17 protein-coding genes and 1 riboswitch are annotated in these 21,637 nt (G+C 62.6%); of the genes, 5 read left to right on the top strand and 12 right to left on the bottom strand.

What is annotated here, in order from left to right; all coding sequences use genetic code 11:
- Positions 1-161 precede the first annotated feature (161 nt).
- The 4 genes from CQ041_RS26265 (at position 162) to CQ041_RS24855 (ending at position 4,942) form a co-directional block, all read left to right on the top strand.
- Positions 162-341: a DUF6026 family protein gene (locus CQ041_RS26265; RefSeq protein WP_146116096.1), complete on the top strand. Its 180-nt coding sequence runs from the start codon at positions 162-164 to the stop codon at positions 339-341.
- 161 nt (positions 342-502) lie between these two features.
- On the top strand, positions 503-2,245 hold the full coding sequence (locus tag CQ041_RS24865) for a phosphoethanolamine transferase CptA (protein ID WP_105525078.1): 1,743 nt from the start codon (positions 503-505) through the stop codon (positions 2,243-2,245).
- Positions 2,246-2,374: 129 nt separating this feature from the next.
- Positions 2,375-4,606, top strand: coding sequence for a TonB-dependent siderophore receptor (locus tag CQ041_RS24860; RefSeq protein ID WP_105525077.1), 2,232 nt, complete (start codon positions 2,375-2,377; stop codon positions 4,604-4,606).
- Positions 4,607-4,720: 114 nt separating this feature from the next.
- The gene (locus CQ041_RS24855) at positions 4,721-4,942 is read left to right on the top strand and encodes a hypothetical protein (protein WP_105525076.1); all 222 of its coding nucleotides are present in this window, start codon (positions 4,721-4,723) and stop codon (positions 4,940-4,942) included.
- Between the two features lie 89 nt (positions 4,943-5,031).
- Here CQ041_RS24855 and CQ041_RS24850 read toward each other — a convergent pair whose 3' ends face one another.
- The 8 genes from CQ041_RS24850 to CQ041_RS24815 form a co-directional block, all read right to left on the bottom strand.
- Positions 5,032-5,523, bottom strand: a complete 492-nt coding sequence (locus tag CQ041_RS24850) for a GNAT family N-acetyltransferase (RefSeq protein ID WP_105525075.1) — start codon at positions 5,521-5,523, stop codon at positions 5,032-5,034.
- A gap of 164 nt (positions 5,524-5,687) precedes the next feature.
- Entirely contained in the window at positions 5,688-6,800 is a 1,113-nt protein-coding gene (zapE, locus tag CQ041_RS24845; protein ID WP_105525074.1) for a cell division protein ZapE, read from the bottom strand.
- A gap of 5 nt (positions 6,801-6,805) precedes the next feature.
- The gene (gene pepN, locus CQ041_RS24840; protein WP_105525073.1) at positions 6,806-9,463 is read right to left on the bottom strand and encodes an aminopeptidase N; all 2,658 of its coding nucleotides are present in this window, start codon (positions 9,461-9,463) and stop codon (positions 6,806-6,808) included.
- A 12-nt stretch (positions 9,464-9,475) separates the two neighbouring features.
- Positions 9,476-10,306 (bottom strand): DUF2797 domain-containing protein, encoded by an 831-nt coding sequence (locus CQ041_RS24835; protein WP_105525072.1) that lies wholly within the window; start codon positions 10,304-10,306, stop codon positions 9,476-9,478.
- A complete protein-coding gene (locus CQ041_RS24830; RefSeq protein ID WP_105525071.1) occupies positions 10,303-10,563 on the bottom strand; it encodes a YeaC family protein in 261 nt (86 codons plus the stop codon). Before CQ041_RS24830 ends, CQ041_RS24835 begins: the two co-directional genes overlap by 4 nt.
- A gap of 13 nt (positions 10,564-10,576) precedes the next feature.
- Entirely contained in the window at positions 10,577-11,446 is an 870-nt protein-coding gene (locus CQ041_RS24825) for a rhomboid family intramembrane serine protease (protein ID WP_105525070.1), read from the bottom strand.
- Positions 11,443-12,414: a metallophosphoesterase gene (locus tag CQ041_RS24820; protein ID WP_105525069.1), complete on the bottom strand. Its 972-nt coding sequence runs from the start codon at positions 12,412-12,414 to the stop codon at positions 11,443-11,445. The genes CQ041_RS24825 and CQ041_RS24820 overlap by 4 nt, the downstream gene beginning before the upstream one ends.
- On the bottom strand, positions 12,414-13,304 hold the full coding sequence (locus CQ041_RS24815) for an NAD(+) kinase (RefSeq protein ID WP_003217892.1): 891 nt from the start codon (positions 13,302-13,304) through the stop codon (positions 12,414-12,416). The genes CQ041_RS24820 and CQ041_RS24815 overlap by 1 nt, the downstream gene beginning before the upstream one ends.
- Before the next feature lie 145 nt (positions 13,305-13,449).
- Between CQ041_RS24815 and CQ041_RS24810 the strand changes: the two genes are divergently transcribed.
- Complete coding sequence (locus tag CQ041_RS24810; protein ID WP_105525068.1) at positions 13,450-14,397, top strand: DUF1853 family protein; 948 nt, start codon at positions 13,450-13,452, stop codon at positions 14,395-14,397.
- Positions 14,398-14,434: 37 nt separating this feature from the next.
- Here the strand turns inward: CQ041_RS24810 and CQ041_RS24805 are convergent, their stop codons facing one another.
- The 4 genes from CQ041_RS24805 to cobW all read right to left on the bottom strand — a co-directional run bounded on the left by CQ041_RS24805 (position 14,435) and on the right by cobW (position 21,010).
- Positions 14,435-15,166: a VWA domain-containing protein gene (locus tag CQ041_RS24805; protein ID WP_105525067.1), complete on the bottom strand. Its 732-nt coding sequence runs from the start codon at positions 15,164-15,166 to the stop codon at positions 14,435-14,437.
- Positions 15,091-16,089, bottom strand: coding sequence for an ATP-binding protein (locus tag CQ041_RS24800; RefSeq protein ID WP_105525066.1), 999 nt, complete (start codon positions 16,087-16,089; stop codon positions 15,091-15,093). Before CQ041_RS24800 ends, CQ041_RS24805 begins: the two co-directional genes overlap by 76 nt.
- An 88-nt stretch (positions 16,090-16,177) precedes the next feature.
- A complete protein-coding gene (gene cobN, locus CQ041_RS24795) occupies positions 16,178-19,939 on the bottom strand; it encodes a cobaltochelatase subunit CobN (protein WP_105525065.1) in 3,762 nt (1,253 codons plus the stop codon).
- A 3-nt stretch (positions 19,940-19,942) separates the two neighbouring features.
- Positions 19,943-21,010: a cobalamin biosynthesis protein CobW gene (gene cobW, locus CQ041_RS24790; RefSeq protein ID WP_105525064.1), complete on the bottom strand. Its 1,068-nt coding sequence runs from the start codon at positions 21,008-21,010 to the stop codon at positions 19,943-19,945.
- Positions 21,011-21,102: 92 nt separating this feature from the next.
- Positions 21,103-21,303: riboswitch (cobalamin riboswitch) on the bottom strand.
- Between the last annotated feature and the right edge of the window lie 334 nt (positions 21,304-21,637).

The following is a 21,637-nucleotide window of genomic DNA, read 5'->3' as shown; positions in this document are numbered from 1 at the left end:
CATCGTTTCACCATCACGGGACAAAAAGTCACACGACCACCCAAAATAAAAAAGTTCCCTTGTCGCGAAAAAGAATTCAGAATTGCTCCTGACTGCTGCCGAGAACCTCGACTCAAGCGTTCTGGCACACCGCGACACACCGGCAATTTGCGAGGTAAGCAATGAGCACTGCACAGATGACCCGTCCTCCACAGACCCTCTACGTCACTATCCGTCGCGATGAGTTGCGCCAGTTGAAGGACGAACGTGAGCAACTGATGCAGGAAGTCATGCGCCTGCGCTCCCACATTATCCAGGCCCAACTGGATCAGCCGTCCGGCGCGCAACCAGCCCTCTGCTGAGTCCGGTCATCGCTTTGTAAGATTACGCCTACAAAAATCTCACAAAGTTTTCACACGCCCCTCCCGATACTCCCGCCCTCAAGGGCCACCCCATGCAAGGGTGGCCTCTGTTGCGTGCAGTCCTGCGCGTCGACTGAAAAATTTCCGGGTTGGAGCGCTTGATGGCGATGTTCAAACGCAGCACCGTGTCTGCGAAAGGCTTTGATTGGGCCGGGCTTGGCTGGCTGTTCCTGTTTTTCTGGTATTTCTCGGGTATTACCCAACTGCTGATCCAACTCAGCGGCACGTCCGGTTTCAGTGGTTTTCGCCAAGCCTTCTTCATGAGCGCGCTGTGGCTGGCGCCGGTGCTGCTGTTCCCGCGCCGCACCCGCTTGCTCGCCGCGGTGATCGGCGTGGTGTTGTGGGCTTGTTCCATGGCCAGCCTGGGTTATTTCTTCATTTACCAGCAGGAATTTTCCCAGAGCGTCATCTTCATCATGTTCGAATCGAACATCTCTGAAGCCGGCGAGTACGCCACCCAATACTTCGCCTGGTGGATCGTGCTGGCCTTCATTGCCCACACCGCCATGGCCGTTTTCCTGTGGTCACGCCTGCGCCCGGTGTACCTGCCTCGCGGTCAAGCGGCGTTGGCGGCCGTTGCGATTGTGCTGGCAGTGGTCGGTTATCCGCTGGTCAAGCAGATTGCCACCAACGACAGCCTGGAACACGCCATCGATGGCTTCGAAACCCGCATCGAGCCGGCCGTGCCGTGGCAGATGATCGTTGCGTACCGCCGCTACACCGAGCAACTGGGCAACATGCAGGGCATGCTCGACAGCGCCAGCCAGATACCGCCCCTCACCCAGCTGACAGACACCATGGCCGGCCAGCCCTCCACGCTGGTGCTGGTGATCGGCGAATCCACCAATCGCCAGCGCATGAGCCTCTACGGCTACCCGCGCAACACCACGCCGGAACTGGACAAACTGCGCGACCAACTGGCGGTGTTCGACAACGTCATCACCCCGCGCCCCTACACCATCGAAGCGCTGCAACAGGTGCTGACCTTCGCCGACGAAGAAAACCCGGACCTGTACCTCAAGACCCCGTCGATTGTCAGCGTGATGAAACAGGCCGGCTACAAGACCTACTGGATCACCAACCAGCAGACCATGACCAAGCGCAACACCATGCTCACGACCTTTTCCGAACAGGCCGACGAGCAGGTGTACTTGAACAACAACCGCAATCAGAACGCCCGACAGTATGACGGCGACGTGCTGGCGCCCTTCTCCAAGGCCCTGGCGGACCCGGCCGAGCGCAAGTTTATCGTGGTGCACTTGCTGGGCACCCACATGAGCTACCAATATCGCTACCCGCCGACCTTCGACAAATTCACCGATCGCCAGGGCGTACCCGCCGGGATCAGTGATGCCCAGCTGCCCACCTACAACAGCTACGACAATGCGGTGCTGTACAACGATTTTGTGGTGTCGAGCCTGATCAAGGACTACGCCAAGACGGACCCGAACGGCTTCCTGCTGTACCTCTCGGACCACGGCGAAGACGTCTTCGACTCGGCGGGCCACGCCACCCTGGGGCGCAACGAAGGCAAACCGACGGCGCCGATGTACACCATTCCGTTCATGGCCTACGCCTCGCCCAAATGGCGCGAGAACCACGACTGGAATTTCGCCGGCGACCTGCAACGTCCCTACAGCAGCTCCCAATTGATCCACACCTGGGCCGACATGGCCGGGCTGGACTTCAAGGAACTGGATCGCAGCAAAAGCCTGGTGAGCGACAGTTTCCTGCCTCGTCCGCTATTGATTGGCGATCCGTACCAGCGCCAGCAAAAGGCCTTGATCGACTTCAGCCTGATCAAGCCTAAAAAGGTGCAGAGCGCGGAAGTGGTGGTCAAATGATCCGTGACTCTGTAACAGAAAGATAACAATCATTCTCGTTTAACCCTAAACTTCACCCGCTCCTTTCGTCTTTGAATCGAGGCCTTTCCTGCCTGGGATGGCCACAAAGACGACAAGGAGTCTTCCGCGATGTTCGCGCCTTTTACCCGTTCGATGACCTTCACCCTCGGCCTGTTCAGCGTCGCGCTGAGCCCGCAATTGCTGGCTGAAACCGACCCTGAGTCCCAACCCATGGAGCTGGGGGCCACCAGCATCACCGCTGAAGGCCTGGGGACTACGACCGAGAACACCGGGGCCTACACCACCGGCGCCATGAGCACCGCCACGCGCCTGAACCTGTCCGTGAAGGACACCCCGCAGTCGATTTCGGTGATCACCCGTCAGCAGATGGATGATTTCAACCTCAACACACTGACCGACGTCCTGCGCCAGACCACCGGGGTCAACGTGCAGCATAACGATTCGGACCGGGTGTCCTACACCGCCCGGGGCTACGGCATCACCAACTTCCAGGTCGACGGGATGCTCAACACCTTCGGCTACATGAAGTCGGACGCGGACACCATTATCTACGATCGCATCGAAGTGGTCCGCGGTGCCACGGGCCTGACCACCGGCGCGGGTGACCCTTCGGCCACCGTCAACATGGTGCGCAAGCGCCCGACTGCACACTGGCAAGCAAAAACCGGGGTGAGTGGCGCCAGCCATGACAACTATTACAGCTACGTCGACGTCGGCGGACCGCTGGCATTCGACGGCAGGCTGCGCGGGCGCACCGTGCTGGCCTATCGTGACAGTCAGTCGTTTCGTGACAATTACGCCCTGCAACGCGCGGTAGGCTACGGCATTCTGGAAGCGGACCTGTCAGACGATACCGTGCTGGCCGTGGGCTTGGACTACCAGAACAAGCACGTCCAGGGCACGTCCTGGGGCACCGTGCCGTACTGGAACAGCCAGGGCGGCAAGGCCGGGCTCTCGCGCTCGACCAATATGGCGGCGGACTGGAGCTCCTGGCCGCTCAAGGACAAGACCACCTTCGCCACCCTCGACCATCACCTCGGCGGCGACTGGCGTGTAAAAGCCGCCTATACCCACCGCCAGAGCGATACGGACGGCAAGGTGTATTACGGCGGCGCGGGGTTCCCGAATGCCGATCGCAGCGGGATGGTCGCCTGGTCCAGCCATATGCTCGGCAAATCAACCATGGAGGCCATCGACCTCAACCTGGCTGGCAGCTATTCCCTGCTGGGACGTGAACATGCCTTGATGATGGGCTATGGCGAAGCCGCGCAGCGCGACGTGTCGCCTTTCATGCGCCGGGGCCCGACGCCTGACGGCTATGACACTATCGATGACTGGAAATACATGGGCGGCATCGGCAAATTCCCAGACACCGTCACCGGCCTCAAGGGCGAGCACAGCCGCAAGGAACAGAAAGCCGGTTACCTCGCCACCCGACTGAGCCTCACCGAGCGCTTGCACGCGGTGATCGGTACTCGCTATGGCAGTTGGGAGCTGGAGAGCGCATCGCCCAACTACAACGCCAGCAACCAACTCACCGCCGAAGGCAAGACCAGCCAGACCCACAACGACATGCTCACGCCCTACGCCGGGCTGCTGTACGACATCACGCCGCAGTACACCGTCTATGCCAGCTACACCGACATCTTCAAACCCCAGAGCCTGCGCGATGCCAGCCAGCAATACCTGGAGCCTGTGGTGGGCAGCAACTATGAAGCCGGGATCAAGGGCAGCGTCCTCGACGAACGCCTGAACCTGGCGGCGGCGTACTTCTGGAGCACCCAGGATAACGTCGCCGAACTGGACGACTCGGTACCCCCTAATCCGATTACGGGCGAGCAGTACTACACATCCAGCGGTAAAGGTAACAAGGTCAAAGGCTTCGAACTGGAAGCGACCGGCGAAGTCATGCCTGACTGGAACCTGACCGCCGGCTACACCTACACCCACTCGGTCAACGGCTCGGGCAAACGCAACAATACCGGGCAACCCCTGAACCTGTTCAAGGTTTCCACCGCCTACCGCTTGCCAGGCGAATGGCGCAACCTCACGGTCGGCGGTGGCGTGAGCTGGCAGAGCGATATCTTTGAGATAAGCAACCGCCCGACCGGCGCGCGAAACGCGGCGGGCAACGCCATCACCACGCGAGCACGGATCACCCAGCAGTCCTACTCCCTGGTCAACCTGATGTCGCGCTACCAGTTCGACGAACATCTGTCAGCGTCGCTTAACGTCAACAACTTGTTCGACAAGCAGTATTACGAACGCGTCGGCTTTTATAACGGTGTGTACTGGGGCGACCCACGCTCGGTGACATTGGCCCTAGACTGGAAACTTTAAACCTGCGCCGACGCGGTCAACAGGATTGATGTCGGCATTAATTCCCACTTAATAAGATTCGCTCATAGTCACCCCATCAACTTGTGACCGATCACTTTTAATGGGAACACTGCCATGAAACTTTCCACCCTGATGCTTGCCAGCCTTATCACCCTGGGTTCAACCGCCGCCTTCGCGGAAGGCGGCGCGGAGCGCGCGAAGGCGCACTACGACAACTTCACCTTCATGCAGCAAAAAACTTACGGCAGCGCTGATCAAACCGTGGTGGCCGATAGCAAGAAAGCGCAGAAAGACACTGACGACAAAACGTCCGACGAGCAACAACCGAAGTCTTGATGTAACTGCAACTTCCTCCGCCATACCGCTCCTATGGCCAAGGCTAACTTGGCGCCATCTGATGGCGCCTTTTTTTTGCCGGTTAATTATTAAAGCGACTTGTTCCAGAACAGCATGCGCCCATGGGCCGGATCAAATACAGCGTCTTCAAAACCGAACTTTCGATACGCCGACTGTGCAACCGCGTTGCCTTCCAACACTTCCAGAGTGATCTTGCAGCACCCCCGTTGCCGCGCGATCTCCTCGACCTTCTGCAGCATCTTCTGGCTCAACCCCAAGCCTCGAAACCGATCTATCACGACCACGTCGTGCACGTTGACCAGCGGGCGGCAGGCGAAGGTGGAAAAGCCTTCGAAACAGTTGACCAGGCCCGCCGGCTCACCCCCGACGAACGCCAACACGCTGAATGCATGCGCGCGCTTGGCCAGCTCCGCCGGCAATTGTTCCAGAAGATCCGCGGGCAGGCTGTGGCCGCCTCCCATCGGGTCTTCGGCATAATGGTTGAGCACCTGGCCAATGGCTTGGGCGTGTACGGGGTTGGTGTAGCTGGCTTGCAGCACCAGGATATCTGGGGTGTCCATTTCCGTCCTCAATCACGACAACAAGGGAATTGGCTCCCTGTGAGGGTCACGATTGTAAGCGTGGAGTTGGCGCCAGATGAAGGAGATTAACTACAAATTTGCGCCTGAAAGCGCGAAGGTTGGACGCGCAAAAAAGCACGTGGAGGCCATCGCCGGGATTTTTCTCACAGTGAATGACCGAAACGCTGTAACTGCATTTCCTGCAGGCGACTCAGGGTTCGGCGGAACGCAAACTCCAGATAGCCCTCGGTATACAGTTGATCCAGCGGGACGCGCGCCTCGATGAACAGGGGCACCTTGCGGTCGTAGCACTCGTCCACCAGGGCGATGAACCGCCGCACGCTGTCGTCGTGTACCGACAATTGCGGCAGCTCGCGATCACCCGCCACCACCCGTTGCGCGCTGTCTTCAGTGCCGCGGGCAATGCGCCCCGGTCGTTGCTGCGCGCTCAGGTTGGGCACGTCGCCGAGCAAAATCGCCTTGAAGCGATCGCACAGCAGCATGAAGTCCATGGCCGAAAGCGGTTGCTCGCACAGGTCGGCATAACGGCACCACAATACCGTGTCACTCGACTGCACGGCCACGAGGGTGCGGTGCCCTACTGCCACCGCGCCGCAATTGGTCGTCTGGCCCTGGGTCAATTGCCGAAACACACCGGCCAGCGCCTCGGGCTGATTCACCCAATACCGCTGCACGCCCACACCGGGGTGCAAACGATGGTCCTCGGCACCGTTCACCGCTACCACCTGCATGTGCTGCTGGATCGCGGCAATACCCGGCAAAAACCGCTCTCGATTGAAACCATCGGCGTACAGCTGATCGGGCGGCTGGTTTGAGGTGCAGACCATCACCACGCCTTCCTCGAACATCACCTGGAACAGGCGACCGAGGATGATCGCATCGCCGATGTCGTTGACGAACAATTCGTCGAAACACAGGACGCGCACGTCGTTGGCCAACTCCCGCGCCAGGGCCTGCAACGGGTCATGGGTGCCGGTGAGCTGGAACAGACGCTGGTGCACCCAGCCCATGAAATGGTGAAAGTGCTGACGCCGAGCGGGCACCCGCAGGCGTTGGTAAAACAGGTCCATCAACCAGGTTTTACCACGGCCCACTGGCCCCCACAGGTACACACCTGTGATCGAAGACCGCCCTGCGTGCAACGCCTCATGACAGCCTTGCAAAGCCTCGACCGCCCGGCGCTGGGCGTCGTCGTCGACGAAACCCTGTTGGGTGATGGCCTGTTGATAGGCGGTCCGGGGGCCGTCAAACACCACAGCGGTTACGCCAGGCTTTTACTGACCACCTCAAACACATCGCTGGACAGCTCGCCGGACGCACGGATGCGCTCCAGCTCGGCCTTCATCAACGCCTGACGCGCACTGTCGTATTTGCGCCAGCGGGTCAGCGGCGCCAGTTGGCGTGAAGCGATCTGTGGGTTGAAGGCGTTCAACTGGATCACCAGGTCAGCCAGGAAGCGATAACCCGAGCCATCGGCTGCATGGAAGTTGATCAGGTTCTGCCCGGCAAACGCGCCAATCAGAGCACGCACCTTGTTCGGGTTCTTGAGCGTGAACGCCGGGTGCTCCATCAACGCCTGCACGCGCGCCAGCCCACCGGGCAAGGTGCTGCCCGCCTGGACGCTGAACCACTGGTCCATCACCAGCGGATTGTCCTTGAAGTTCTCGGCAAATACCGCCAACGCCTGGGCCTTCTCGGCTTCGTATGGCGAGTTCACCAGCACGGCCAGCGCAGTAAGACGTTCGGTCATGTTGTCGCTGGCATCGAACTGCTCCAGCGCAGCCGCCACTACTTCCGACTTGCCGCTGAGCATGAGGTAAGACAGCGCAATGTTCTGCAAGGCGCGACGGGCAAAGTGCTCGGCGGAGGCCACGTACGGCGTGGTCCGCGACAATTCGCGATTGGCCTGATAACGCAACCACAAGCCTTCGAACAGGTTGTCGGCCAGCTGCTTGCGGGCGAACTCGCGCGCGGCGTGGATGGCCTCGACATCCGCCACGTCGCTGATTTCCGTCAGGTAGGCTTCGCCCGGCAACGAAAGCATCTCCGCAACCATTGCCTGATCCAGGCGTTCATCACTCAATACCGTGCGCAGCGCGTCGATCAAGCGTTGATCCAGCTTCAGCGGCTGACCCGCCTGATGCTGGCCGATCAGTTCCTGCAGCACCTGCACCGCCAGTTGCTGGCCCGCATCCCAGCGGTTGAAGCCGTCGCTGTCGTGCTGCATCAGGAACATCAGTTGGTCGCGGCTGTACGGGAAGCTCAGTTTCACCGGCGCCGAGAAGCCCCGCAGCAGCGAAGGCAACGGCTGCTCAGGGATATCGACGAAGGTGAAAGTCTGCTCGGCTTCGGTCACCGAAATCACCCGCGAGGTAGCGCCCGCCGTTGCTTCGCCGGCCAGGCGCAAGGCAATACCCGCGCCCTGCCCGTCCAGCAAGCCCAGCGCCACCGGAATCACGAACGGCAATTTTTCCACCTTGTCCGGCGTTTGCGGGCAGCTCTGGCGGAAGGTCAGGCTGTAGGTCTTTGCCGCAGCGTCGTAGGACTCGCTTACCGCCAAACGTGGCGTACCGGCCTGGCTGTACCAACGCTTGAACTGGCTGAGGTCGGCGCCGTTGGCGTCTTCCATGGCCTTGATAAAGTCATCGCAGGTCACGGCCTGGCCGTCATGGCGTTCGAAGTACAGGTCGCTGCCCTTGCGGAAGCCTTCGGCGCCGAGCAAGGTGTGGATCATGCCGACCACTTCCGAACCCTTTTCATACACGGTCAGGGTATAGAAGTTGGAAATCTCGATAAAGCTGTCCGGGCGCACGGCATGGGCCATGGGGCCGGCGTCTTCGGCGAACTGGTGGGTGCGCAGGTACGCCACGTCCTGGATGCGCTTGACCGTGGCCGAGTTCATGTCGGCGGAGAATTGCGAGTCACGGTAGACAGTAAAGCCTTCCTTGAGCGACAGCTGAAACCAATCGCGGCAAGTCACGCGGTTGCCCGACCAGTTGTGGAAATATTCGTGGGCGACGATGGCCTCGACACGCTGGTGCGCCGCGTCGGTGGCGGTTTCGGCGCGGGCCAGCACGGCGCTGGAGTTGAAGATATTGAGGCCCTTGTTTTCCATCGCACCCATGTTGAAGTCGTTCACGGCGACGATCATGAAGATATCGAGGTCGTACTCACGGCCGTAGGTTTCTTCGTCCCAGCGCATGGATTTCTTCAGGCTGGTCATGGCGTGCTGGCACTTGTCGATGTTTTCCGGCTCGACGTAGATGCGCAGCGCGACTTCGCGCTGGGTCATGGTGGTGAAGCTGTCTTCGACGCACCACAAGTCACCCGCTACCAGTGCGAACAGGTAGGCGGGCTTCTTGAACGGGTCTTCCCAGGTCGCCCAGTGACGACCGTCTTCGCCAGGGCCGCTGGCGATCGGGTTGCCGTTGGACAGCAGCACCGGGTAGCGATGTTGCTCGGCGATCACCGTGGTGGTGAAGGTGCTCATCACGTCCGGGCGGTCGAGGTAATAAGTGATCTTGCGGAAGCCCTCGGCCTCGCACTGGGTGCAGAACATGCCGCTGGACTTGTACAGGCCTTCCAGGGCGGTGTTGGTTTCCGGGTGGATCTTTACCGTGGTGTCCAGGGTGAAGGTTTCACCCTTGGGGTGCACCGTAAGGTGGCTGTCGGTCAACTGGTAGTCGGCGTCGGTGAGCGCCTGGTCTGCCAGGGTCACACTCAGCAGCTCCAGTTGCTGGCCGTCCAGCACCAGCGGCGGCAGGCCGGCGCCGCGCTCGGGGTTGCGGCGCATCACCAGCTGCGCGTGGACCAGGCTGTGGTCCTCGAACAACTCGAAGGTCAGGTGCGTCTCGTCGATCAGGTAGTCCGGCGCCTGATAGTCCTTCAGGTAGATCATCTTCGGCTGTTCGGTGCGCATGTCTTCGTCCTTCTACTGATGCACGGCGAGCTGGTAGGCCGTGTACTTGCGAATGTTGATAACGCCGGTGTCGAAGATCAGGTACTGGCCCTTGATCCCCAGCAGCGTACCTTCGGCAATCGGGTTCTTGTCCAGGTTAAAGCTGACGATCTTGGCCGGATACTGCTCCACCGGGTAGCGGATCTCGATCGGTTCGAGGTCGGTCACCGGTTGGATGGCTTGCAGGCCAAAGCGTTCCTGCAACGCGCTGATGCCGTCGGCGCAGGAAGCGAACAGCTCATCGCGCACGCGCTTGAGGTCCACCGCCACTGCATCGCCCTTGAGCAGCGCGCGCCAGTTGGTCTTGTCGGCCACCTGGCTGCGCAGCACATCCTCGACGAAACCGGACTGCTGGCGCGTGGAGACGCGCATGATCGGCAGCGCCTGGCTCGCGCCCTGGTCCAGCCAACGGGTGGGCAACTGGGTAGCGCGGGTGATGCCGACCTTGATCCCCGACGAGTTCGCCAGGTAGACCACGTGGTCGGTCATGCAGAATTTCTCGCCCCAGCCGGGGTCACGGCAGGTGCCGGCCTCGTAATGGCAGCGTTCGGGGCTCATGATGCACAGGTCACACTGGGCCAGCTTGGTCATGCACGGGTAGCAATAGCCCTGGCTGAAGCTGGTCTTGGTCTTGCGACCGCAATGGCTGCAATGAATGGCACCGAGGAACTCCAGGCGAATATGACTGCCGATCAACGGGTTGACCGGCACCTCGACGTCGCCCAGGCGAAACGCGTATTGAACGGTCGGCTCACCGAGTTGCGCCGACATCTTGCTGACTGCACCGCGACCAATTTCAATCAATGGATCGCATCCGACTTGAACAGGATGTTCGGTACCGGCGCAGACTTCGACGCGCACTCCTGCGGGCCCATGTAGCCCGTCCGCTGGTCTTCCGGCAGGTTCTGGATTTCCCAGGCGATCACCGCTTGCAGCGACAGCTCGCGCTGCTCGGCGGTGAGCTTGCGGCCATCGGACCATTTGCCGATTTCCACGGCGAGCTTGAGGCTCTCGTAGATATCCGGGGTGATGTTTTCGATCATTTCAGCAAAAGAGGCCATGAGCGCTTCCTTATCAAATAGACGATTTGCGACGGTTGTACAAACCGCCGAGCAAACCGGTCAAGCAACCGATAACCAGGCCGCTCACGTGGGCGGCGTTGGCGATTTCGCCGAAGCCGATCATCGAGACCAGCCCCGACATGCACAGCGCCAGCCAGATCAGCATCATCGCCAGCACCCCACGGGGCAGGCGATACGCCGGGTTGGGCGACAGCAATTGGAAAATCCAGCAATGCCCGAGCAGGCCGTACAACACGCCGGACAACCCACCGAACAGGCCTGGGCCACCGTAGGCGTATTGAGCGTAGTTGGAGACCAGGCTGAACAACAGGGTCAGGCCCAGCAGGTTGATACTGCCCTGGCGCGCTTCAATGCGCCGGCCCAGCTCCCAGTACCACATGCCGTTCATGGCCAGGTGCAGGATGCCGAAATGGATCAGCATCGGCGTCACCAACCGCCACCACTGGCCTGACGCCAGGCTGTCGGCGAGCGGTGTGAACTGGATGTATTCGCCCAGCACGCGGAACGGCAGGAAGGTCAGCCAGGCCATGGTCTGCAGGTTTTCACCCAGCAGGGTCACGGCACCGACAATCAGACTCGCCAGCAGCACCAGCGCCGTCACCGGGCTATGGCGTACTTGCTGGGCAAAGCCGGGGCGGCTGACTGGCGCCTGTTCGGGGATGTCCAGTTGCTGGTCCGGGTCGCCGGCGGGGAAACGCTGGTACAGCACGCGCACATCGTCGCTGATGCTTTCCGGCACCCACAACACCTGCTCGCCCGCCTCCTCACTGACACGATGGGGCACTTGCATGCGTTGCAACAATTTGACGAAGCCACCCAGGTCGACACTCAGGGGCAGGCGCAATACAGCCACGGTACTCATTTAATGACCTCGGGTCGCTCAACGTCGACCCACACAAATTTACGCGGGTCCAGGCGGGTTTCCTGGTCCAGGCGATACGCCACCAACTTGCCATACAGCACGGCGCTGTAGTCCAGGCAGGCCAGGTTCGGGCGGATCGGCGCCGGTTTGCCACTGCGCCAGTAATGGCCGACGAACAGCAACGGTTCATCGACGCCGTAGCGCAGCAGGGTATTTTTTTCAGTGGACGACAACGGCGTGCGCGCCACCGGGTCCGGCAACGCGTCGGGCTGGAACACGATATCGCCGTAGGTCTTGGGGTCGTCTTCCCAGAACTTGGTGCGAAAGAACGAGCGCGTCAGGCCATCGCCACCGGTCAACGTCAAGCCATCGGGCAGGCGCATATCGGTACCGCGCAGCAGGCGGTCGAAGGCATTGCAGGCGAAACTGCCCGGCACGGCGGCGGCCTGCACGAAATGCTCGTCGATGCAGCCGTCGGGGAACGTCGTGCGCAGCGGTTGGATAAAACCTTCATCCCAGCACGCATGCACCACGCGAAACCGCCCGGCGTCGACAAACAGCGGCATGTCGTAGAACCAGGCCAGGAAGTCGCGCCAGTCGTTCGGGTGATGCTCGAACTGGGTCAGGGTTTCCTGGATCAACCGCGCATGCCGTGGCGTGTGCTCGCGCACGAACTGCTTGCCACTGCCCGGCGGTGCAGGGGTGGTCCAGCCCAGGGCATTGAACTCGTGGTTGCCCATGATGCACAGCGCCTGACCGGCCTCGGCCATGTCATGGACGATATGCAGCGCCTCGCGAATACGCGGCCCACGGTCGATGATATCGCCGAGAAACACGGCCATCCGCGTCGGGTGGCGCCAGGTGCCGCCCTGCTTGTGGTAGCCCAGTTGCTCGAGCAGGTGCTCAAGGGTATGGGCACAACCATGCACGTCACCAATCAGGTCGTAGCTACGCGCGGGATCGAGCATCAGTCGCCCCCACCCCCCAAGCGGCTGCCCCAGCCCAGCTTGGTGCGGCACACTTCGTAGTAGTTGTGGTCCAGCGGGTGGATCAACCGCAGCTTCTGTGCCTTCTTGCTCACGGTGATGGTGTCACCGGGGGCGCAGGTGAAATGGTTCTGCCCGTCACAGGAAACCTGCGGGTAGATCTGCATGTCTTTGGACACCACGATTTTCAGCTCACTGTTGCCGTCGACCACAATCGGCCTGCTGGACAACATATGGGGGTACATCGGCACGATCACAATGGCGTCGAGCTTGGGGTGCATGATCGGGCCGCCGGCGGACAGCGCGTACGCCGTGGAGCCGGTAGGCGTGGCGACGATCAGGCCGTCGGCCTTCTGGCTGCACACGAACTGACCGTCGATATACAGCTCGAATTCGATCATCCGCGTGGATTTGCCGGGGTGCAGCACCACATCATTGAGGGCGTCGCCCTGGCCGATGGCTTCGCCGTGACGGCGCACTTCGGCCTGCAGCAGAAAGCGGTTTTCCACCAGGTAATGGCCGTCGAGCACCTTGGCCACTTCGACTTCCAGCTCATCCGGGCGAATATCGGTGAGGAACCCCAGGCTGCCACGGTTGATCCCCAGCACCGGCACGTTATGCCGCGCCAGGGCTCGGGCCGCGCCGAGCAGGCTGCCGTCGCCGCCGACCACGATGACCATGTCGCAGACTTCGCCGAGCATTTTGCGCGACGAGGTTTGCAGGCCGTGACCGGGGAGGATTTCGGCGATGGTGTCTTCGAGGATCACATGCAGGTGGCGTTCCAGCAGGAACTTTTTCAGCCGGCGGACGGTGTCCAGCACCTGGGTACTGCCCAGGCGACCGATAATGCCGATATTGCGAAATTGCTCCATGGGGCTCCTGCGGGCTGTGCGGCGTGGCGGAAAACCGCGATTATGGGCGAAAGGCCGCCCCAGGCAAAATCCTTTGTCGCCGTGAAGCCTTGATGACAATGGTTCTCAGCGCCCTGGGCAGCGCTTAAACGGCTATGCTCGGTCCATGACTGTGTTCCCCGATCTGCACGCCGTGCCCCGCCAGCTGCGCCACCCCGAGGTGCGCGACCTGGCGTGGGTGATGCTCGCCCCGCCGATGCTGGCGCAAACACCGTGGCCGCAACGCCATCCACTGACGGGCAGCGATTGGGTGCAGGCACCCGATTTGCTCGAGCGTTGGTTGCGTCAGCTCGACCAGGACAGCAGCGCGTTGCAGCAGTGGCTGAGCCTGTCCCGCACCCGGCGCCTGGGCCTTTACTACGAACGGCTTTGGCAATTCGCCGTGCAGCATGCGCCCGGGGTGGAGCTGTTGGCGGCCAACCTGCCGATTCGCCGTGCCGGGCATACCCTGGGTGAGTTGGACATGCTGCTGCGCGACCGCGAGGGTGTGCACCACCTGGAATTGGCGATCAAACTTTATCTTGGGCCGCAGGACGGCAACGGCCTGGACACGGCGCAGTGGCTGGGGCCGGGCTGTCATGATCGGCTGGACCGCAAGCTCGCTCACTTGGCCCAGCATCAATTGCCGATTTCGGCGCGGGCGGAAAGTCGTGAGGTGTTGGCGGCATTGGACGTCCAGCAGTTTGATGCGCATTTGTGGCTGGGTGGGTATTTGCTGTACCCGTGGCCAGGTCAGGCTGAATCGCCACGGGGTGCACATCCGCAGCATCTGCGTGGGCGTTGGCTGCATCAGCGCGACTGGCGCGATTTCGCCCGCGCCAGCGCTCCCGGCCACTGGCAGCCCCTGCCCCGGCATGCCTGGCTGGCGCCGGCGCACTACCCGGCGGATGAGGTCTGGAGTGAGCAGCACATGCAAACCTGGCTGGCCGCGCTGGACCCGATGGCACCGGCGCAGTTGCTGGTGCGGATGGTTCAGAGCGGTGACGCGTGGGAGGAAGCGGAGCGGTTGTTCCTGGTGGCGGATCTTTGGCCGAATGTGCCGGGGGCTGGCTGATTGTTTTGTAGCGCGCTCGAGGGCTTTATTGCAGGCATTACAGCGTATCGATATGCCGATAATCCAACTGCAACCCAACCGCCAATTCCTGCGCCCGCCCCAACCTGATCGGCCCACGCTCGATATCCACCAACAACCCTGGACACTCCAGCCGTGGCAGTCCGGCAACATCCTTGAGCCGCCCATCCGTTATCACCAACAACCGCTGCTGCTCCGCCGGATACCGCTTGCGCCGCGCCGCCAGCCAATCCCCGGCTTCGCCAAGCGCAGCGAGCAACGGCGTGCCACCGCCCGCCCCCAATCGATCCAGCCAATCTGCCAGGCCCTTGGCCGCTTTCAGCCCCTGGACCTGCCAATGAGGCACGTGCCCGCTGGCCGTCAACAACGCCAAGCGCGCCCGCTGCCGGTACGCATCATCAAACACCTGCGCCAACAGCCCCTTGGCGTCGGTGAGCGCACGGTGCCGACGGGTCGACGCCGATGCATCGAAAATCACCAGCCACAGTTCATGGGCAGAACGGCTGCGCAGGTGAAAGCGCAGATCCTCCCGGGATTGCGGCCGACCATTGAGCAAGGTGCCTGGCCAGTTGACCTTGCCTTGCTGCGCACTGCGCGCCTTGCCGTGCCTGCCTCTGTCGAGCTGCCCAGGCTTGGGCCGGGCATCCGCCCCCGCGTCAGGTCGAGGGCGGATGCCTAGGGCTTTTTTGGCCAGGCAGGGATTTCCCGGCGGGCACCCGTAGGCAAGGCCGGTGCAGGCATATCGCCCCACTGGCCCTGGCCCGGCGAGGTGTCGGAGGACTTGAGCGATTGGCCTTCGCTCGGCGGACTGGCCGGCGGAGACGGCTCCTGGCGACGGTGGCGCAGGGCAAACTCGGCGACCGCCTGGATGTCTTCTTCGGCAATGGCATCAGCACCGCGCCAAGCGGCATGCGCCCGCGCGCCACGCAACCAGACCAGGTCTGCGCGCAGACCATCCACACCGGCGGCAAAACACCGCTCGGTGATCTGTGCCAAGGCCTGATCATCCAGCGCGATGCGGTCGAGGCGCGCCCGCGCCTGGGTACAACGCTCACGCAACGCGGCCTGTTGGTCGGCCCATTGCGCACCGAACGCCGCTGGATCGGTGTCGAAATCCAGGCGACGACGAATGATCTGACCACGCTCTGCCGGCAAGGTCTGCCCGCTCAGCGCCACATTGAAGCCGAAGCGGTCGAGCAGTTGCGGACGCAACTCGCCCTCCTCCGGGTTCATGGTGCCGATCAGTACGAACCGCGCCGAATGGCGATGGGAAATACCGTCACGCTCGATCAGGTTGGTGCCACTGGCGGCCACGTCCAGCAGCAGGTCCACCAGATGGTCGGGCAGCAGGTTGACTTCATCGACGTACAGCACGCCGCCATCAGCCTTGGCCAATACGCCAGGGGAAAATTGCGCGCGGCCTTCGCTCAAGGCGGCATCCAGGTCCAGGGTGCCGACCAAACGCTCTTCGGTCGCGCCCAACGGCAACGTCACGAACTGACCGCAGGCGAGCAAATCCGCCAGCCCGCGCGCCAGTGTCGACTTGGCCATGCCGCGCGGGCCTTCGATAAGCACGCCGCCGATCCTGGGGTCGATGGCGGCCAGGCACAGCGCCAACTTCAAGTCGTCGGCGCCGACCACGGCGGACAGCGGGAAATGGGGAGTATCAGTCATACAAGCTCTCGTCAAATTCTGCGGCACGGGCCTCAACCTTGTGGTGAGCGGGCCAAGCTCGCTCACCACAGAAGCAAAAATGCTTACATCAGCTGTCTTCTTCTATATCCAGCAACAGGTTTTCCAATGCTTCTCGGTACGCACCCGGCGCCTGCCACATGCCGCGCTGCTGTGCTTCTAGCATGCGCTCGGTCATGTCGCGCAGGGCGTCGGGGTTGTGCTGCTGCACAAAGGCCCGGGTGTCGGGGTCGAGCAAATAGGCATCGGCCAGCAACGCATACTGGTGATCATCGATCAGCGCGGTGGTGGCATCGAAGGCGAACAGGTTGTCCACGGTCGCGGCCATTTCAAACGCACCTTTGTAGCCATGGCGCTTCACGCCTTCGATCCACTTGGGGTTGGCGGCGCGGGAACGGATCACCCGGTTCAGCTCTTCCTTCAAGGTGCGAATCTTCGGCACGTCCGGCTGGCTGTGGTCGCCATGGTAGCTGGCGGCCTTGTCGCCGCTCAGGGTTTCCACGGCGGCGAGCATGCCGCCCTGGAATTGGTAATAGTCATTGGAGTCGAGCAAGTCGTGCTCGCGGTTGTCCTGGTTTTGCAACACCGCCTGCACCTGGCTCAGGCGTTGGGCGAACTGTTCACGGGCAGCGGTGCCCTCGTCGGAGCCGCCGTAGGCGTAGCCGCCCCAGTTCAGGTATACCTCGGCCAAGTCTTCGCGGCTCTGCCACAGGCGCGCGTCCACCGCACCCTGCACGCCTGCGCCATAGGCCCCGGGCTTGGCGCCGAAGATGCGCCAACCCGCCTGCCTGGCCGCCGCGTCGGCATCCAGGCCCGACGCGAGCAACGCTTCGCGCTCACTGCGCACCTTGGCTGCCAGCGGGTTCAGGTCGTCCGGCTCATCCAGCGCGGCCACCGCCTGCACGGCCGCGTCGAACAAGCGGATCAGGTTGGCGAACGCATCGCGGAAGAACCCCGACACGCGCAACGTCACGTCCACGCGCGGACGGTCCAGCAGGCTGATCGGCAGGATTTCAAAGTCATCGACCCGCTGGCTGCCGGTGGCCCACACCGGACGCACGCCCATCAGCGCCATGGCCTGGGCAATGTCGTCGCCGCCGGTGCGCATGGTCGCAGTGCCCCACACCGACAGGCCCAGTTGACGCAAGTGGTCGCCGTGGTCTTGCAGGTGCCGCTCCAGAATCAGGTTGGCAGACTGGAAACCGATACGCCAGGCGGTGGTAGTCGGCAGGTTGCGCACGTCGACCGTGAAGAAGTTGCGCCCCGTGGGCAGTACATCCAGGCGCCCGCGGCTCGGTGCGCCGCTCGGCCCCGCCGGCACGAAGCGCCCGCTCAAGGCGTCCAGCAGACCGCGCATTTCCGCCGGCCCGCACGCATCCAGCCGTGGCGCGACGACGATGCGCAGGCTTTCAATCACCGCCTTCACATCTTCCCAACCGGGCTGTTCCAATGGCTCAAGCGGACCTTCCAGCGCCTGTTCGATCAGCCGCGCGGCATACAATTCCAGACGTTCGCGGGTATCGCCGGCGGTGCGCCACAATTGCGTGTCAATCTTTTGCAATACGTCCGGGCGGCGCCCCGTCCAGGGTTCGGCCAAGGCGCAATCCAGCGGGTCGAAGCCCAGGTCGAAGGCCTTCGCCAGCACCCGCAACAGGCTCGACTGCGGCCCACGGCCATCACCCCGGGGAATGCGCAGCAACGCCAGCAGGGTGTCGATACGCAAGCGGCCTTCGGGGGATTCGCCGAAGACATGCAGGCCGTCGCGGATCTGCGACTCCTTCAAATCGCACAGGTAGGTATCGAGGCGCGGCAACCACACGGCCGCATCGGCATCGTTATCCAGCTCGAGTTCCTGGTCGATGCGGGTTTCGCGCACCAGCTTGAGGATGTCCTTCTGCAACTCAAGGGCGCGACGCGGATCGAGCAACTGCGCTTCGTAATACTCGTCGGCCAACAGTTCCAGGTCACGCAACGGGCCGTAGGTTTCAGCGCGGGTCAGCGGCGGCATCAGGTGGTCGATGATCACCGCCTGGGTACGCCGCTTGGCCTGGGCGCCTTCGCCCGGATCGTTGACGATAAACGGGTAGATGTTCGGCAACGGCCCCAGCAGCGCGTCGGGCCAGCACTGTTCCGACAGCCCGACGCCCTTGCCCGGCAACCATTCGAGGTTGCCGTGCTTGCCTACGTGAATCACGCCATGGGCGCCGTAGGTGTGGCGCAGCCAGAAGTAAAACGCGAGATAAGCGTGGGGCGGTACCAGGTCCGGGTCGTGGTACACCGCACTGGCGTCCACCTGATAGCCCCGCGCCGGCTGGATACCGACAAAGGTCTGGCCCAGGCGCAGACCGGCGATCATCAGGCGACCATCGCGGAACATCGGGTCGTTGTGGGGCGTGCCCCAGCGTTCAATCACCGCCTGGCGATTGGCGGCGGGCAAGCGGCTGAACATTGCCTCGTAATCGTCCAGGCGCATGCTTTGGTGGCAGGGGCGCAGGTCGAGGCTGTCGAGGTCATTGGTGACGCCGCCGAGCAAGTCATGGATCAGTGCGGTGCCCGTCGAGGGCAGTTCATTCGGCAGCGGATACCCCTCGGCGTGCAGCGCCCGCAGGATATTCAACGCAGCAGCCGGCGTATCCAGGCCGACACCATTGCCAATGCGACCATCGCGGGTGGGGTAATTGGCGAGGATCAGCGCGATGCGTTTGTGCGCGTTCGGCACCCGCGCCAGCTCGACCCAACGTCGCGCCAACTGCGCGACAAAGTCCATGCGCTCTGGCGCGGCGCGGTAGCACACCACGTCCGACTGGCTGCGCTCGCTGCGCCAGGCCAGGTCCTTGAAGCTGATGGGCCGGCTGATGATGCGCCCGTCCAGTTCCGGCAACGCGATGTGCATCGCCAGGTCGCGGGGGCCCAGGCCTTGTTCGCTGGCCTCCCAGCCGGGTTGGTTGTCCTGGGCGCAAATCGCCTGGATCACCGGGATATTGCGGCGAAACGGCCTGAGATGGGGCGCTTCCGGGCTGGACTGGGCAAACCCGGTGGTGTTCAGGATCACCGCCGCGTCCACTTCATCCAGCCAGTCCTCGACCACCGTCAGGCAGCCGGGCTCTTTCAAACTGGCCACCGCCATGGGCAACGGGTTGAGGCCCGCCGCCTGCAAGCGTTGGCAGAACACATCGATAAAACCGGTATTGGCCGCCTGCAAGTGGGAGCGATAAAACAGCACCGCCGCCACCGGCCACTCGGCGTGCCAATCCGCTTGCCAGTCATTGAGACGGGCATTGGCCTTGTGTGGGTGATAAATCGCCGTGCGCGGCAGGGTTTGCGGCTCGGCCCAGGCATAGTCGCGGCCCAGGTAAGCGCTGGCCAGGCAGCGATAGAAATCCAGCGCATTGCCCAACCCGCCCTGGCGCAGGAAGTGCCACAAACGGTCGCGCGCTTGCACGCCCACGGTGCTCAGGCCACTGAGTTCCGGGTCTGGGCGATCATCCCCCGGCACCAGGATCAGCTGCACGCCCCGCTCGGCCAACGCCACCAGGCGCTCGATGCCATAGCGCCAGTACCCGATGCCGCCGTGCAGCGAGATCAGGATGACCTTAGCGTGGCGCAGCACCTCGTCGACGTAAAGGTCGACCGACGCGTGGTTCTGCACCTGCATCGGGTTGGCCAGGCGAAAACTCGGGTAGTCGTCGGGCAGCTGCTGCGCCGCTTCGGCCAATAGCGCCAGGCTGGAATCGCCGCTGCACAGGATCACCAGGTCAGCGGGGGTTTGGCCGAGGTCGGCAATATTGTCGTCCGAAACGAAACCGCCGGGCTGGGTCCTGAGCAGGTGCATGGGTCAGGCGCTGAGAGCGGCGCGCAATTGCGCTTCGAGGCCGGCGGCGTCCAGGTCCTGGCCGATCAGCACCAGGCGTGTAGTCCGCGCTTCGTCTGCCGCCCACGCACGGTCGAAGTGCTTGTCGAAACGCGTGCCCACGCCCTGGATCAACAGGCGCATGGGTTTGTTCGGGATCGCGGCGAAACCTTTGACGCGCAGGATGCCGTGTTGCACCACCAGCTGGGTCAGGGCGTCGAGCAGCAGCGCTTCGTCGGCCTGCGGCAAGTCGATGGAGATCGAGTCGAAGGCGTCGTGGTCATGGTCGTGATCGTCTTCACCGTCATGGTGATGATCGTGATGGCTGTGGCGGCCGTCGATGTGCTCTTCGGAGCCGGCACCCAGGCCGATCAACACATCCAGCGGCAGGCGACCGCTGCTGGCTTCGATGATCTTGACGGCTGGCGGCAGCTCCTCGGCGACTTCCAGGCGCACGCGGGCCAGGTCTTCGGGGCTGATCAGGTCGGTTTTGTTGAGGATCACCAGGTCGGCACTGGCCAACTGGTCGGCGAACAGCTCATGCAGCGGCGATTCGTGGTCCAGGTTCGGGTCGAGTTTGCGCTGGGCGTCGACCTGGTCCGGGAACGCGGCGAAGGTGCCAGCGGCCACGGCCGGGCTGTCGACCACGGTGATCACCGCATCCACGGTGCAGGCGCTGCGGATTTCCGGCCATTGGAAAGCTTGCACCAACGGTTTTGGCAGGGCCAGGCCCGAGGTCTCGATGAGGATGTGGTCAAGGTCGCCGCGACGGGCCACCAGTTCACGCATCACCGGGAAGAACTCTTCCTGCACGGTGCAGCACAGGCAGCCGTTGGCCAGTTCGTAGACGCGGCCATTGGCTTCTTCTTCGGTGCAACCGATGGAGCACTGTTTGAGGATTTCACCGTCAATGCCCAGTTCGCCGAATTCGTTGACGATCACGGCAATGCGACGGCCCTGAGCGTTGTCGAGCATGTGGCGCAGCAAGGTGGTCTTGCCCGAACCGAGGAAGCCGGTGACGATGGTGACGGGGAGTTTGGCCAGTGTTTTCATCGGATGCCCTTGGGGGCGGGCATACGGGACGATAGGCCCTGCGACGGCGCGCAGCAGCGGATTTCGTCACCGGATCACCCCGCCCGGTTGAAGTGGAAAATCGATTGCGAGGCAGGTCTCCTGGCTTGGGGCGTATGGGTCTTGCGACCGGCACTGGCTGCGCCTTCCCGCCGGTTTGGCAGTGGCGTGGCAGTCAGCTGAACCCTTTACAGTTGCGGGGGCAGCCGCGGCTTGGACCGCGTTCCCTTCTTAGCTTCAGCCTGGGCTGAAGAACCTCGAGGGTGCAAGGCTACGCAGTGCTTGGGGGATGGTCAATGATGGGTTGGGGTGGGGGTGAGGTGGGGTGAGTACATATCCGTTATTTGGGTGATGGCGGGTATTGGTTCCGCCCTTACGGCGGGTCACTTTTGGAAAAGAGCCCGGAATGCCGGCCAGCCAAAAGTAACCAAAAGGGCTCTTGCCCCAACACTCGGCACCTCGCTCACGCTCGGTGTGCCCGTAATTCGCCATGGAGTTGGGGGGCCGCCGCCACGCGCCATCCATGGCGCGGGGCGGCTAACCCGGCGTCCTGCCGGGTTACCCCCCAACTCCATGCCGAATTCCGGCCAGCGTGTTTGACGGGGCGCC

This window comes from Pseudomonas sp. MYb60 (genome assembly GCF_002979555.1).
In the GTDB taxonomy this organism is placed as follows: domain Bacteria; phylum Pseudomonadota; class Gammaproteobacteria; order Pseudomonadales; family Pseudomonadaceae; genus Aquipseudomonas.
This window is presented reverse-complemented; position numbering and strand designations above follow the sequence as displayed.

Bases quoted from the DNA above. Each gene is read 5' to 3' on its own strand.
- CQ041_RS26265 (WP_146116096.1), top strand. From the start codon at position 162: ATGAGCACTGCACAGATGACCCGTCCTCCACAGACCCTCTACGTCACT.
- CQ041_RS24865 (WP_105525078.1), top strand. From the start codon at position 503: ATGGCGATGTTCAAACGCAGCACCGTGTCTGCGAAAGGCTTTGATTGG.
- CQ041_RS24860 (WP_105525077.1), top strand. From the start codon at position 2,375: ATGTTCGCGCCTTTTACCCGTTCGATGACCTTCACCCTCGGCCTGTTC.
- CQ041_RS24855 (WP_105525076.1), top strand. From the start codon at position 4,721: ATGAAACTTTCCACCCTGATGCTTGCCAGCCTTATCACCCTGGGTTCA.
- CQ041_RS24850 (WP_105525075.1), bottom strand. From the start codon at position 5,523: ATGGACACCCCAGATATCCTGGTGCTGCAAGCCAGCTACACCAACCCC.
- pepN (WP_105525073.1), bottom strand. From the start codon at position 9,463: ATGCGCACCGAACAGCCGAAGATGATCTACCTGAAGGACTATCAGGCG.
- CQ041_RS24830 (WP_105525071.1), bottom strand. From the start codon at position 10,563: ATGGCCTCTTTTGCTGAAATGATCGAAAACATCACCCCGGATATCTAC.
- CQ041_RS24825 (WP_105525070.1), bottom strand. From the start codon at position 11,446: ATGAGTACCGTGGCTGTATTGCGCCTGCCCCTGAGTGTCGACCTGGGT.
- CQ041_RS24820 (WP_105525069.1), bottom strand. From the start codon at position 12,414: ATGCTCGATCCCGCGCGTAGCTACGACCTGATTGGTGACGTGCATGGT.
- CQ041_RS24815 (WP_003217892.1), bottom strand. From the start codon at position 13,304: ATGGAGCAATTTCGCAATATCGGCATTATCGGTCGCCTGGGCAGTACC.
- CQ041_RS24810 (WP_105525068.1), top strand. From the start codon at position 13,450: ATGACTGTGTTCCCCGATCTGCACGCCGTGCCCCGCCAGCTGCGCCAC.
- CQ041_RS24800 (WP_105525066.1), bottom strand. From the start codon at position 16,089: ATGACTGATACTCCCCATTTCCCGCTGTCCGCCGTGGTCGGCGCCGAC.
- cobN (WP_105525065.1), bottom strand. From the start codon at position 19,939: ATGCACCTGCTCAGGACCCAGCCCGGCGGTTTCGTTTCGGACGACAAT.
- cobW (WP_105525064.1), bottom strand. From the start codon at position 21,010: ATGAAAACACTGGCCAAACTCCCCGTCACCATCGTCACCGGCTTCCTC.